Below are 14,529 nucleotides of genomic sequence, written 5' to 3'. Positions count from 1 at the left end.
GGTTTCACCGGTGCGAGGACTGAAACAGTCGCTCGCGTGAACCTTTCAAGTGGTCCAGCATCAGTTGCCGCGATGCTTCCTGGTCACCGCGAGTGATCGCATCGGCGATTGCCTCGTGCTCGCCGAACACTTTCGCGAGTCCGGTGGCTTCTCTTTTCACGGAGGCGCCGTGGAATTTCATCCCCACTGCAATGTGATCTTTCAGGGCTTCCATCGCCGTCGAGAAGTAGTTGTTCTGAGCCGCACGGGCGATGGCCAGATGGAACTGGTAGTCGGCATCTTCACGATGGGCCTGGCGGTTCGTGGCATCGCGCAGCAATTCCAAGGCCCGCTTTATCGCCGCCAGGCTCTCCTTGTCGTGACGCACTGCCGCCGCAGCCGCGGCCGCCGGCTCAAGCGTCATGCGAAATTCATAACAGTTGAGGAGATCGGCGACGTTTTCCAGCTGGCCGAATCCGAGCGGTTCACGCAGGCCGAGCGCACGCACGAAGCTGCCGGCACCGCGCCTCGAATAGATCAGTCCCTGCTCGCGCAACCGTCTCAGCGCTTCCCGGATCACCGGTCGCGACACTTCGAATTCGTTGGCTAGCTCGTGTTCGGTCGGCAACCGTTCATCCGGCTTGTATGCTCCCGACTTGATCGCGCGCAACATCCGCTCAAAGACGATATCGGGAAGGCCCTTGCGGGCAGTACCGCTCTCAAGCCCCATCGTTCAACCCTTCTCGCCCATGGCTATTCTTGCTATCTCGCACAATGTGCCCGGCGTGCCGAATCCGCCGGATTTGGCGATGATGCATTGGCCATCGATATAAGCCAAGCCAAGGCCCGGCAGACATTCGCCGAGAAGCTGGAATCTCGAGACATTCATTGCCTTCAGGACAGCCTCGGCAGTCGCCCCGCCCGACAGAAGCAGAGTGGCGGCCGGCGCCGTCATGTCTGGGACTATGCCGGCCGCCATCCTGTCCGATACCAGAAGCGGCGGATCGTCCTTTCCAGCCGGCGTGGCCTGAACCAGCGTCACGCAATGCTGGGGCGGCGCGATCTTCTCCGGGCGTCCGTTCGGCGCGGCAATATAGTCAAGCACGACCGCCTGCCGCAGTTCCTCGACTTGCGCCAGAGTGATTGGATCTCTCGAGCCGATGACAAAAAGGGCGGGGCCCGGTTTGGGGAGGGCCGGTTCGGCGGTCTGACGGCCGGTCATATGACATGCCAGCGCCTCGGCGAGACCCCTGGCGCCGACAAAAAGATCGGTCCCGGCCTCGCGGCCAATTGCCAGAGCCGCGGACATGTCTTCCTGCGAAAGGGTATCGGGAATGATGGCCCGTTCGGCATGAACGCCAAGCGCATCGGCGACATTCAGCGGCTTGTCCAGGCCGAAACCTTCGACATGTCCGGTTCGGACATTCCGCCCGAAATCGGGTATCGCCGGAGCGACCAGCGCCAGGTGAAAAGGCGTGACGTCAAGCTCGGCGGCGATATTGCCCTTGAGGCGGGAATCGATCTTCTTGAACAGAACGATGTCCGATGGCAGGCACGACAGGGCCGCCGCAGTCGCCTGCCGCGCAGCCTCCGCCCCGACTTCACGAGATCCCAGGTTGATTGAAAGAACCGCGGGCCTCATTTGCAAGGCCCACTCGATAGCCTCGGCGCTCAGCGCGATTTCAGTATGCAAACCCCTGCCGGCAAACGGCGCTGCGCAATCAAGCGCGCCAGTCAGGTCGTCGGCGAGAATAACCAGCATATTAGACCACATGATCTGTTGTTATCTTTTTTGAGCGAAATATGCTCGTATTGTCAATCGTATAACTGCAGTATTTGACAAATTCAGCCGCGGCTCGTGTGCCGGATCGACCGGCCGGGCCGTATTTTTCCGGGCCTTCACTTGCCGCAATTAGCGTCCCTAAACCGAGCGGAATTTGCTTGTCTGACGCGGGAGGTGGAGTGCGCCCGGCCAGTAGTCTTTTTGAAATCCTGCGCTAGATTAAAATGGCACTCTAAGGCAGGGGGCTTCGGTGGCTAGACAGGGCAATGACGTTCAGCGCAGTGGCGTGGATTCGAGCGACCTTTCAGACGTGAATGTCGCGGTGATGGCGGACGAAGATGCCCGCGCCCTGCTTGAAGCTCTCCTGGCGATGAGACGAGGAGACTTTTCGGTCCGGATGCGGTCCGATATGACCGGTGTCACCGGAAAAATCGCAGATACATTAAACGATATCATCGCCGCCAACCAGAAAATGGCGGCCCAGCTCGAGAATGTCGGCCAGGTGGTCGGGCGGGATGGGCGCACCAGCACGCGGGTCAGATTTGGACTTTCCGACGGAGCCTGGGCCGACATGGAAGGGTCGATCAACACCCTGATCGACGATTTGCTGTGGCCGACGACGGCGGTCACCCGGACGATCACGGCGGTCGCCAAAGGCGACCTGCTCCAGACGGTTCCGCTTGACGTGGATGGGCGACCGCTGAAAGGCGAATTCCTGCGTTCAGCCGAGATCGTCAACACGATGATCAAACAGCTGAGCGTCTTCACATCCGAAGTGACGCGTGTCGCCCGCGAGGTCGGCACGGACGGCAAATTGGGTGGGCAGGCTCAGGTTCCGGAAGTCACCGGCGTTTGGAAGGACCTCACCGAGAGCGTCAACTCGATGGCTTCGAACCTGACCGCTCAGGTCCGCAATATCGCAGACGTCACGATTGCAGTCGCCAACGGCGATCTTTCCAAAAAGATCACCGTCGATGTTCGCGGCGAAATCCTGCAGCTGAAGGAAGCCATCAACACGATGGTGGACCAGCTCCGTTCCTTCGCGTCGGAAGTGACGCGCGTTGCCCGAGAGGTCGGCACGGAAGGAAAGCTGGGTGGCCAGGCTCTTGTGCCGGGCGTTGCGGGCACGTGGAAGGATTTGACCGACTCGGTCAATGCAATGTGCGGTAACCTGACGGCGCAGGTGCGAAACATCGCCCAGGTGACGACCGCCGTCGCCCGCGGCGACCTCTCCCGAAAGATCACCGTCGATGTGTCCGGCGAAATCCTTGAACTGAAGGAAACCATCAATACGATGGTCGACCAGCTCAATGGCTTTGCCGGCGAGGTGACGCGTGTCGCCCGCGAAGTCGGCACCGAAGGCCGGCTGGGCGGCCAGGCCCAGGTGCCCGGCGTCGCCGGAACCTGGAAAGACTTGACCGACAACGTCAATTCCATGGCCTCCAATCTAACGGCCCAGGTCCGCAACATCGCCGAAGTGTCGACTGCAATCGCCAATGGCGACCTGTCGAAAAAGATCACGGTCACGGTTTCGGGTGAAATCCTGGAACTCAAGGAAACCATCAACACGATGGTCGATCAGCTGAATGCCTTCGCTTCGGAGGTGACGCGCGTCGCGCGCGAAGTGGGGACCGAAGGACGGCTCGGCGGGCAGGCAAACGTCCGCGGTGTCGCAGGCACCTGGAAGGACCTGACGGAGAACGTCAACTCCATGGCCGGGAACCTGACGGCACAGGTCCGCAACATTGCCGAGGTCTCCACGGCAATCGCCAATGGCGACTTGTCGAAGAAGATTACCGTCGACGTCAAGGGTGAGATCCTGGAGCTGAAGGAGACCATCAACACCATGGTCGACCAGCTCAACGCGTTTGCCTCGGAAGTCACGCGTGTCGCGCGCGAAGTGGGAACCGAAGGCCGGCTTGGCGGCCAGGCCAACGTGCGCGGCGTCGCGGGAACGTGGAAGGACCTGACAGACTCGGTCAATTCCATGGCCTCCAACCTGACCGGCCAGGTGCGCAACATCGCCGAAGTTGCGACCGCCGTCGCCCAGGGTGACCTGTCGAAGAAGATCACCGTGACAGTGTCGGGTGAAATTCTGGAGCTCAAGGAGACCATCAACACGATGGTGGACCAGCTCAACGGCTTTGCCGGAGAGGTGACGCGTGTCGCCCGAGAGGTCGGGACTGAAGGGCGGCTCGGGGGCCAGGCGAACGTTCTGGGTGTTGCCGGCACGTGGAAGGATCTGACCGATTCGGTGAACTCGATGGCCGGCAACCTGACGGCTCAGGTCCGCAACATCGCCGAGGTCTCGACGGCGATCGCCAACGGCGACCTTTCGCGCAAGATCACCGTCGACGTGAAGGGGGAAATCCTTCAGCTGAAGGAAACCCTCAATACGATGGTGGACCAGCTCAATCGGTTCGCCTCGGAAGTGACGCGTGTGGCGCGCGAAGTGGGTACCGAAGGCAAGCTCGGCGGCCAGGCTCAGGTGCCGGGTGTTGCTGGGACCTGGAAGGATCTGACCGAGAACGTCAACTCGATGGCCTCCAACCTCACCGGTCAGGTGCGAAACATCGCGGAAGTGACGACTGCGGTCGCAAGAGGAGATCTGTCGCGCAAGATCACGGTCGACGTGAAAGGCGAAATCCTGGAACTGAAAAACACCATCAACACGATGGTGGACCAGCTCAACGCCTTCGCCGGGGAAGTGACGCGCGTCGCACGCGAGGTGGGCACCGAAGGCAAGCTCGGCGGCCAGGCGCAGGTCTCGGGTGTCGCGGGTACCTGGAAGGATCTGACGGATTCGGTGAACTCGATGGCCGGCAACCTGACGGCCCAGGTCCGGAATATCGCTGAGGTCGCCACCGCGATCGCCAATGGCGACTTGTCGCGCAAGATCACCGTCGACGTTCGTGGTGAAATCCTGCTGTTGAAGGACACGCTCAACACCATGGTCGACCAGCTTCGGTCGTTCGCGGGCGAAGTGACGCGCGTGGCGCGCGAGGTCGGCACTGACGGCCGTCTTGGCGGTCAGGCGGTGGTGCCGGGCGTCGCCGGCACCTGGAAAGACCTGACCGACAACGTCAACCTGCTTGCCGCCAATCTCACCACGCAGGTCCGCAACATCGCCGAAGTAACGACCGCTGTCGCGCGAGGCGATCTGTCGCGAAAGATCACCGTCGACGTGAAGGGCGAAATTCTCGAACTGAAGAATACCATCAACACGATGGTCGATCAGCTGAACGCCTTTGCGGGCGAAGTCACGCGTGTGGCGCGCGAAGTCGGCACCGAGGGCAAGCTCGGCGGACAGGCGCAGGTGCCGGGCGTCGCCGGTACGTGGAAAGATTTGACCGACACGGTCAACGTCATGGCGGCCAATCTCACCGAGCAGGTGCGCGGCATCGTCAAGGTGGTGACGGCGGTTGCCAACGGCGATCTCAAGCAGAACCTCACCGTCGCGTCCAAGGGCGAGGTCGCCGCACTTGCCGAAACCATCAACAACATGACCAATACACTGGCGACCTTCGCCGACCAGGTCACCACGGTGGCTCGCGAAGTGGGCGTCGAAGGCCGCCTCGGCGGTCAGGCGAACGTGCCGGGCACCGCCGGTACGTGGAAAGATCTGACGGGTAACGTCAACCTGCTGGCGGCAAACCTGACCACCCAGGTCCGCGCGATCGCCGAGGTCGCAACCGCCGTGACAAAGGGCGATCTGACGCGGTCGATCCAGGTGGAAGCGCGCGGTGAAGTCGCCGAGCTCAAGGACAACATCAATACGATGATCGGCAACCTGCGCCTGACGACGGAGCAGAATACCGAACAGGATTGGCTGAAGACGAACCTGGCGAGATTCACCAACATGCTCCAGGGGCAGCGCGACCTGACGCTGGTCGGGAAAATGCTGCTTTCGGAACTCGCGCCTCTCGTCGGGGCACATCAAGGCGTTATCTATCAGGTGGACGCTGAGGATCACCAGCCAACCCTGTCTCTGCTGTCAAGTTACGCGGACGGGGTCGGTGCGGCACATCCGCGGCGTCTGGCGTTCGGCCAGGGGCTTGTGGGGCAGTGCGCCATCGATGCCCGGCGCATTCTGGTTACCAATCTTCCCGACAATGTCGTTCCCATCAGCTCTGGCGTTTTCTCGACCCTTCCCAAGAGCGCCATCGTTCTGCCGGTTCACTTTGAAGGGCAGGTCAAGGCGGTGATCGAGCTTGCGTCGGCCGGCGAATTTACCGAGTTGCAGCTTTCCTTCCTGGACCAGCTGACGACCTCGATCGGCATCGTACTCAACTCGATCGAGGCGACGATGCAGACGGAAGGCCTGCTCAAGCAATCCCAGCAGCTTGCGACAGAACTTCAGACGCAGCAGAGGGAGTTGCAGCAGACCAACGAGCAGCTTGAGCAAAAGGCGCAGCAGCTCGAAGAACGAAATGTCGAGGTCGAGGCGAAGAACCAGGAAATCGAGCAGGCCCGCCGCGCGCTGGAAGAAAAGGCAACCGAGCTGGCGCTGACGTCGAAATACAAGTCCGAGTTCCTCGCCAACATGTCGCACGAGCTGCGCACGCCGCTGAACTCGATCCTGATCCTCGGCCAGCAGCTCGGAGAAAACCCCGACGGCAACCTCTCCGGCAAGCAGGTGGAGTTCGCAAAGACGATCCACGGGGCTGGCACCGATCTCCTCAACCTGATCAGTGATATTCTCGACCTCTCCAAAATCGAGTCGGGGACCGTATCGGTTGATGCCGAAGAGATATTCATCACCAACCTGCTGGAGATGATGTCGCGGCCGTTCAGGCATGAGGCGGAAAATCGCGATCTCAGCTACATGGTCGAGATTGGCGAAGACGTGCCGAGAAGCATCATTACCGACTCCAAGCGGTTGCAGCAGATCCTCAAGAACCTGTTGTCGAACGCCTTCAAGTTCACCGCGCAAGGCGGTGTCACGCTGAAAGTCGCGCCGGTGACCGAAGGCTGGTCGCTGGATCATTCGTCTCTCAAACATGCGCCATCGGTGATCGCCTTCGAGGTCACCGATACCGGGATCGGAATACCGCCCGAAAAGCAGCGCATCATATTCGAGGCTTTCCAGCAGGCTGACGCTTCGACCAGCCGGAAATACGGCGGCACCGGGCTGGGCCTTGCGATCAGCCGTGAACTCGCGAACCTTCTTGGCGGCGAAATCCAGCTGCGCAGCACGCCCGGCGTCGGCAGCACGTTCGTGCTCTATTTGCCGCTGACTTATGTGGGCGCCTCCCCCGCTTCTAAGGCCCTGCCGGCCCACAGCAATGTCGTGCAGCTCGCAGAGGCTGCCGCCGCACGTCGCGCCGACAAGCCCGCGGAACAGGTCGAAGACGATCGTGGCGAAATACAGCCCGGGGATGCGGTTCTGCTGATCGTCGAGGACGATCCGCATTATGCCCGCGTCCTTGTCGATCTGGCCCATGACAGCGGGTTCAAGGTGCTGGTGGCGACGCGCGGTGGCGAAGCGCTGAATTTGGCGCAGGAATACAAACCTGCCGCGATATCCCTCGACATTTTCCTGCCGGACATGCTCGGCTGGACGGTGCTGAGCCAACTCAAGCAGAGCGCGGCGACGCGGCATATTCCCGTTCAGATCATCAGCCTTGACGAGGACCGTCAACATGGCCTCACACGCGGCGCCTTCGCATTCATGAGCAAGCCGACCACGACCGACAGTCTCGGTAAAGCATTCCTGCGGCTGAAGAATTATGCGGAGCCGCGCCGCAAACGGCTTCTCCTTGTTGAAGACAGCGAGGCTGAGCGGCTGAGCGTGACCGCTCTGCTCAGCCATGACGATATCGACATCGAAAGTGTAGGCTCGGGTGCCGAGGCGCTCGCCGCACTTAAAGAGGATCCGGCCGACTGCGTCGTTCTCGATCTCACCCTGCCTGACATGTCCGGCTTCGAAGTTCTGGAAAAGATCCGTGACGACGATGACATTGCCGAGGTTCCGGTCGTGGTCTTCACGGGACGCGAGCTCTCGCCCGAGGAGGACGCCCAGCTACACACCATGGCGCGCAGCGTCGTGGTGAAGGGTGTCGAGTCGCCTGAGCGTCTCCTGGACGAGACTGCCCTGTTCCTCCACAGGGTCGTGGCCGATATGCCTGCCGCCAAGCAAGCGATGCTCGAGGAACTTCACAGCTCCGACGAGGATCTGATCGGAGAGACCGTTTTGCTGGTGGACGACGACGCCCGCAATATTTTCGCACTCAGCAGTGTTCTCGAACGTCGCGGAATGAGAGTTCTGACCGCGACCACAGGCAGCGAAGCCATCGACGTCATTCAGAAGGATCGGGCCATCGCCATCGTTCTGATGGACATCATGATGCCTGGAATGGATGGTTACGAAACGACGCAGGTGATCCGCTCGGACCCCAGATTCCGACGCCTGCCGATCCTTGCGCTGACCGCGAAAGCAATGAAAGGCGATCGCGAGAAGTGCCTGGAAGCGGGTGCGTCTGATTATCTGGCAAAGCCGGTCAATACCGAACAACTGCTATCCGCGCTCCGCATGTGGTTGCACCGCTAGGGGATATGGCCATGGACCCTGTCAACATCCTTCTCGTGGACGATCAGCCGGCAAAACTTCTAAGTTATGAGGTGGTGCTCCAGGAGCTTGGTGAAAATCTGATCAAGGCCCAGTCCGGCCGAGAGGCTTTGGAGCACCTCCTGCGCAACGATATTGCCGTCATTCTGGTGGATGTCTGCATGCCGGAGCAGGATGGTTTCGAGCTCGTCAGCATGATCCGGGAGCATCCCCGCTACCAGCATACGGCAATCATATTTGTATCGGCCGTCATGATGGCCGAACCGGACCGGCTGCGCGGTTATGCGGCCGGAGCCGTCGATTATGTCTCGGTACCCATCGTTCCCGAAGTTCTGCGGGCCAAGGTGCGAGTGTTCGCTGACTTGTACCGAAAGACGAGGGAACTTGAGCGGTTGAACGCTGACCTCGAGGATAGGGTTCGCGAACGTACCGCCGAGCTCGAAGCTTCCTCCAATCAATTGCGTCAGCTTAACGAAGAACTCGAGGAACGGATTGACCAGAGGACGCGCGAGCGGGAAGAGGCGATTGCTCAGCTGTTCGAGGCGCAGAAGCTGGACACGATCGGTCAGCTGACCGGCGGCGTCGCCCATGATTTCAACAATCTGCTGATGGCGGTGCTGGGCAGCCTGAACCTCCTGAAGAAGCGGCTTCCCATCGATGAGAAGAGCGAGCGGTTGGTCGCCAATGCGATACAGGCAGCCGAGCGTGGCGCGGCTTTGACCCAGCGGTTGCTGGCATTCGCGCGCCGCCAGGAATTGAAGCCGCACGCGGTCGATTTCGCCGCGCTCTTCGAAAACATTCAGGACCTCCTGAGCAAGGCGCTCGGACCTGGGGTGGATATCAGGAAAGATATTCCGCCCCGGCTTCCGCAGTTGCTGGTCGACAGCAATCAGCTCGAACTTGCCCTCCTCAATCTGTTCGTCAACGCCCGGGATGCCATGACGGGGGGCGGCACGATCATCGTGTCCGCAGAAGAAAAAGATGTCACGCGGGCCAGCAGCCTGACCGCCGGCCGTTACGTGCGGATTTCGGTTTCCGACACCGGAGAGGGCATGGACGAAGCCACGGTGACGCGTGCGGCCGAGCCCTTTTTTACGACGAAGGGACCTGGGAAGGGAACCGGTCTGGGCCTTTCCATGGTACACGGTCTGGCGGCCCAATCGGGCGGCATTCTGGACCTGTCGAGTGTCAAGGGAGAGGGGACGACCGTCTCCCTGTGGCTGCCGGTCGCCAACGATATCGGCGGGACAGCGCCATGGCCGGAGCCCGTGCCCCAGGATGCTGCTCCCAATATGCCGAATGCGCTGACGGTACTGGTTGTCGATGACGATGCGCTCGTCAGCATGGGAACCTCGGCAATGCTGGAAGATCTTGGCCATGTCACCACGGAGGCGTCCTCGGCCGCTGCCGCACTGGAAATCCTCAACTCGGGCCAGAGGTTCGACCTCGTCATCACGGACCACGCCATGCCGGGCATGACTGGCGCGGAGCTCGCGCGCCGGATCGTCGCCTCCTATCCGAGCTTGCCGGTGATCCTCGCCTCCGGATATGTTGAACTACACGAAGATCACGGGCTTTCAGATCTCCCGCGGATGACGAAACCATTCACTCAAGAGCAACTTCAGACGGCAGTGCATCGGGCGGTGGCCGAGCGGGCGTCAGCCGCCTGAGCGCCCCTTCGGGCTCTACAATTTTTCGCAACCTGATATCTGCCTTCAGACCGGCAGCCACCCCGCGGCGAGGGGGTGATCTGCGGAAAGCGGCAGGCGTACGATCAGGCCTTCCCTTGCCGATGCGTAGATTGCCGTAACAAGCTCGATCGAGTGATAGCTTTCCTGAAGCGATGGCAGATAGAGGTCCGGCTTCCCGGTGAGACGCGCATGGACATCCGCGAATAGTCCCGGAAACCGTGGAAGGACGTCGGGTATTTCTCGGGTTGCCGCATCGATCTCGGGCTGCCGCGACGGGTCGGTGGCTTCGAACTTCCACGGTCCCGCCCCGATCTGATAGGCCTCTGCGCCTGACGTGACCGTGACGTGCTCGAAACACATCCTCAACCGCGAACTGTTTCCGGCCGCACCCAAGGTGACCGACGACGTGATCAGCGCGCCCTGCGCGGTGCGCATGGAAAGCACCGCGCAATCCTCGGTCTCGATCGGATTGACGCGGGTATCGAGGAAGGCGGCGACCTCCACGACATCTCCGACGAGATGAGTCATGAGATTGTGGATATGGCATGCATGGCTGACAAGTACGCCGCCGAGTTCGCCTTTCCATGTGCCCCGCCAGCGTTCTGCGTAATAATCCAGGCCCCGCTGCCAATGTGTCTCCAGCGCTACAACGTAAGGCCGGCCGAGGAGCCCTCGGACCTTCAATTCGTGTGCAGCTCGGTAGCCGGCGCCATAACGATACTGGAAGACGGGAAAGACCTGCCGCCCAGTTCGTTCGGAAAGCTCGGCGATCCGGCTCACCTCGGTTATCGAACCGGCAAGCGGTTTTTCGCAGACCACGTGCTTTCCTGCTTCCAGGGCTGCAAGCGTCATCGGCGCGTGCAGTTGTGGCGGCAGGCAGATGTCGACCAGATCCACGAGAGGATCGGCGAAGACCTGGTTGATGTCGGGAACAGCCTGGCTGCCCGGCGCCTCTCGCGCCGCGTCCTCGGCGCGAGACAGGTTGAGATCGCAGACGTAACGGACGTCGAACAGATCAGCCAATTCGGCATAAGCGGCGATGTGCGCCTTGCCTATACCCGCGCCGATGACGGCGACCCGGACACGCTCCGTCATCGATCTGTTTTCTCTTCCGCGACAAGTTGCGCCTGCAGTCCCAACCGCGTCGCGAGGAACGCATGAGACTGGCCCATGGCCGTCTCGGTTCGCCTTTCCACGTCGGCGGCCAGGCGGGCGAAAAACGGCTTTCCGGCGCCGCTCGCCTCGAACCGCTGTACACCCGACTTGTCGACCAGGAAGACGTGGTCCTGGCCGTCCCGGCCGGCGATGTCGATGTATTTGCGCAGCTCGATATAACCTTCCGTCCCCAGAATGGTCATCCTGCCGTCGCCCCAGACGGGAAGACCGTCGGGCGTCAGCCAATCGACACGGGCATAACCCCGGCCGCCATTACCCTCTAGCAGCACCTCGCCGAAATCCTGGAATGCAGGCCGATCCGGATTTGCGACATTGGTCACATGGGCGGAAACCACGCGTGCCTCGGTCGACCCGGTATAATGGAGGAACTGATCGAACTGATGGGCGCAGATATCGGCGAGAATTCCGCCGCAGCGAGCTCTGTCCCAGAACCAATCCGGCCTCAGATGCGCATTCAAGCGATGCGGTCCGAGACCGACCGTCTGAACCACCTTGCCGATCCGACCTTGGCCAATCAGCTGGTCCGCCAGGGTGGCGCTCTCGACGGAGACACGTTCGGAAAAGGACACGGTCCAGCGTCGCCCGGTATCCGCGACGGTGCGTTGGATGTCTGCCAGCTGTTCCAGACTGGTGCAGCCGGGCTTGTCGACCAGAACGTCCTTGCCGTGCACCATTGCCGCCACCGCGATATCGGCGCGCTCGCTGTTGATTGCGGCCGAGAGGACAAGGACAATGCTTTCATCGTCGAGGATGGCCTGCATCGACCGGGCCGGCAGATCCGGATAGGTTTCCTGGAATGTCTTGCGGGCCGCCTCTGGGGTCTCCTCGCCCGTTGTCCACGCTACGAGCGTGGCGCCGGCATCCAACATGCCGTTGATCATGCCGTAGATATGTCCATGGTCTATGCCGATGACGCCGATACGAAGGTTAAAAGCCATGGGAACTACCTGTTCAGGTGGATGCCGCGAGCGCGGAGCATGGATTGTATGTTGACCAACGAGCCCGTTTCTATGGAAGCGTTGGCAGCGATGCCGGTGAGGATGGACCAGGCGCCGGCAACATGATCGGAAGCCCGGCCATAAGGATCGGGCTGCATGCTTTCCGGATCAAAGATATAACCCAGCATGACCGGATCCGCGCCGCCGTGATCCCCCGTCGCCTTCGGAACGGTGAGCTGGCGCGGAGGCTCGCCGGCCAGGTGGAGTTCGGTGGTGATCGCATCTTCGTCCGCATGGGCGCGTTTGCCGCCGAAAACCCCATGGACCTCGACATGGCGATGGGTAATGTCGCCTTTGGTGCCCTGGAACTTGATCTCCAGCCCTTCCCAGGGCGAATAGGCAGTCAGGGTGTAATTGGCGGTGACGCCCGAGGCGTAGCGGATATGCGCCTGCATCGTATCTTCGATGCCGATCTCTTCGTCGAATACGCAAAGGTCTCGGAAATAGCCGTCTTCGTGCTCAGCCTCCACATAGAGTTTGCGCAGGTTTTCGTCGGCTGCAAGGTCGAGGCGGAAATCGCACTTATAGGCGACGGGACAGTCGCTGCAGCGTGGCCCACGGCCCGCGAGGCCAAGTTCCACTGCCATTTCCGGGCGATAAAAGACGCGTCGGCCGGAGGCGAGGACCTCCGTCGGCGCGGTCCCCAGCCACCAATTGAGAAGATCGAAATGGTGGGTCGATTTGTGGACCAGGAGCCCGCCGGAATTCTCCTTCTGGCGGTGCCAGCGGCGGAAATAATCGGCGCCGTGAACCCGATCGAGGTGCCAGCGGAAATCGACCGCCGTCACGGTGCCGATCGCTCCCGATGAAATCAATTCCTTGATTTGGGTGCGTGCCGGCGAATAGCGGTAGTTGAAGGTCACGGTGACCTTTCGGCCCGTGCGCGCCTGGGCATCGACGATCTGCTTGAGACGGCTGAGATCGATCGTCAGCGGCTTTTCGCAAATGACGTCGCAGCCGGCCTCGAAGGCACGAACGATGTAATCGGCATGCAGGAAATCCGGCGTTGCGACAACGACCGTATCCGGCCTCTGTTCCGCGATCAGGCGATCGAAATCGGCGGCAAGATAAGTCGCGACGCCGTTCGTCCCGGGCTTTGAGGCCGCCTGCGCCGCTTCGCCAAGGCGATGCGCATTGCTGTCGCAAAGGGCAACGATCTCATGTTTATCGGCATAATCTTCAACGACGGAATTGCGGAACATCTGATGCCGGGAGCCGCATCCAACAATGGCGATCTTCACTGTGCTTGGCTTTCTTTCTGGATGGGTTCGATGCGTTTGCCTGCGCCATCGAAATAGTGGAGTTCGGGGAGGTCGAATCCGATGGTGACCGGATCGCCCATCCGGTAGGGCGTCCGTCCGTTGTCGCTGGCCAGCAGCACCTGGCCTGAAGACAGCGCGATATGCAGCAAGGTCTCGCTGCCAAGATATTCCACGAGCCGAATCGTGCCTTCGCCCGTGACGTCGCCATTGCCGACACGCAGAGACGAAGGCCGCACGCATAACGTCAGCGCCGGATTCTCGGTCGGAAGCTCGGCAATCGAAAAGTCGGGCATGCCGGCCACCGACACAGTGGTCTTTCCGGACCCGCGGGTTGCTCTTGCCTGTAGCATGTTGATCTTCGGAGAGCCGATGAAGCCTGCTACGAAGAGGTTCTGCGGCCGTATATAGAGTTCTTGCGGCGTACCGAGCTGTTCGATCTTGCCACCGCGCAGGACCACGATTCGGCTTGCCATGGTCATCGCTTCGACCTGGTCATGGGTCACGTAGATCATGGTGGTGCCGAGGCGGGCGTAGAGCGAGGCCAACTCCGCGCGCATCTGCACGCGCAGTTCCGCGTCCAGATTGGAAAGCGGCTCGTCGAACAGGAAAAGCTGCGGCTCGCGCACGATCGACCTGCCGATGGCGACGCGTTGCTTCTGGCCACCCGAAAGCTGGCGCGGCTTGCGGTCCATGAGCTGCTCGATCTGCAGGATGCGCGCGGCGTCCGCCACCCGCCGCTCCACCTCGGCGCGAGACACCTTGACGTTCTGAAGGCCGAAAGCCAGGTTCTTTCGCACGCTCATATGAGGATAGAGAGCGTAGCTTTGAAAGACCATGGAAAGCTCGCGCTTGGAGGCGGGCAAGTCGTTGACGACCTTTCCGCCGATCGAGATCGTTCCTTCGCTGATGTCTTCGAGGCCTGCGATCATGCGCAGGAGCGTCGACTTTCCGCAGCCCGATGGACCGACGAGAACAAGAAACTCGCCGTCGTGGATGTCCAGATTCAGCCCCTGGATGATGGACAGCGCCCCATAGCGCTTGCCGACGTTTCGAAGCGTCAATCCTGCCATGC

At 61.1% G+C, this 14,529-nt stretch carries 8 protein-coding genes; 2 read left to right on the top strand and 6 right to left on the bottom strand.

The genetic code is table 11. From position 1 onward, the window contains the following. Window positions 1-4 precede the first annotated feature (4 nt). Together MOV61_RS01405 and MOV61_RS01400 are read right to left on the bottom strand one after the other, a co-directional pair. On the bottom strand, window positions 5-709 hold the full coding sequence (locus tag MOV61_RS01405; RefSeq protein WP_040125623.1) for a FadR/GntR family transcriptional regulator: 705 nt from the start codon (window positions 707-709) through the stop codon (window positions 5-7). Between the two features lie 3 nt (window positions 710-712). Further along, a complete protein-coding gene (locus MOV61_RS01400; RefSeq protein WP_040125622.1) occupies window positions 713-1,741 on the bottom strand; it encodes a four-carbon acid sugar kinase family protein in 1,029 nt (342 codons plus the stop codon). Between the two features lie 346 nt (window positions 1,742-2,087). Here MOV61_RS01400 and MOV61_RS01395 point away from each other — a divergent pair, with 346 nt between their 5' ends. Then, on the top strand, window positions 2,088-8,312 hold the full coding sequence (locus MOV61_RS01395) for a HAMP domain-containing protein (protein ID WP_157885366.1): 6,225 nt from the start codon (window positions 2,088-2,090) through the stop codon (window positions 8,310-8,312). 11 nt (window positions 8,313-8,323) lie between these two features. Continuing rightward, the gene (locus MOV61_RS01390; RefSeq protein ID WP_247135271.1) at window positions 8,324-10,000 is read left to right on the top strand and encodes a response regulator; all 1,677 of its coding nucleotides are present in this window, start codon (window positions 8,324-8,326) and stop codon (window positions 9,998-10,000) included. A 45-nt stretch (window positions 10,001-10,045) separates the two neighbouring features. On the opposite strand, the gene MOV61_RS01385 is transcribed toward MOV61_RS01390, so the two are convergent. The 4 genes from MOV61_RS01385 to MOV61_RS01370 are packed head-to-tail and all read right to left on the bottom strand — an operon-like array spanning window position 10,046 to window position 14,527. Further along, a complete protein-coding gene (locus tag MOV61_RS01385) occupies window positions 10,046-11,116 on the bottom strand; it encodes a Gfo/Idh/MocA family protein (RefSeq protein ID WP_247135270.1) in 1,071 nt (356 codons plus the stop codon). After that, window positions 11,113-12,135 (bottom strand): Gfo/Idh/MocA family protein, encoded by a 1,023-nt coding sequence (locus MOV61_RS01380; protein WP_247135269.1) that lies wholly within the window; start codon window positions 12,133-12,135, stop codon window positions 11,113-11,115. Before MOV61_RS01380 ends, MOV61_RS01385 begins: the two co-directional genes overlap by 4 nt. 5 nt (window positions 12,136-12,140) lie before the next feature. Continuing rightward, entirely contained in the window at window positions 12,141-13,436 is a 1,296-nt protein-coding gene (locus MOV61_RS01375; protein WP_247135268.1) for a Gfo/Idh/MocA family protein, read from the bottom strand. Further along, window positions 13,433-14,527, bottom strand: a complete 1,095-nt coding sequence (locus MOV61_RS01370; RefSeq protein WP_247135267.1) for an ABC transporter ATP-binding protein — start codon at window positions 14,525-14,527, stop codon at window positions 13,433-13,435. The genes MOV61_RS01375 and MOV61_RS01370 overlap by 4 nt, the downstream gene beginning before the upstream one ends. Window positions 14,528-14,529: the final 2 nt, after the last annotated feature.

The sequence above is a fragment of the Neorhizobium sp. BETTINA12A genome (genome assembly GCF_023006485.1).
Classification (GTDB): domain Bacteria; phylum Pseudomonadota; class Alphaproteobacteria; order Rhizobiales; family Rhizobiaceae; genus Neorhizobium.
Note: the sequence above shows the minus strand (reverse complement) of the source record. Positions and strands in the feature narration are given on the sequence as shown.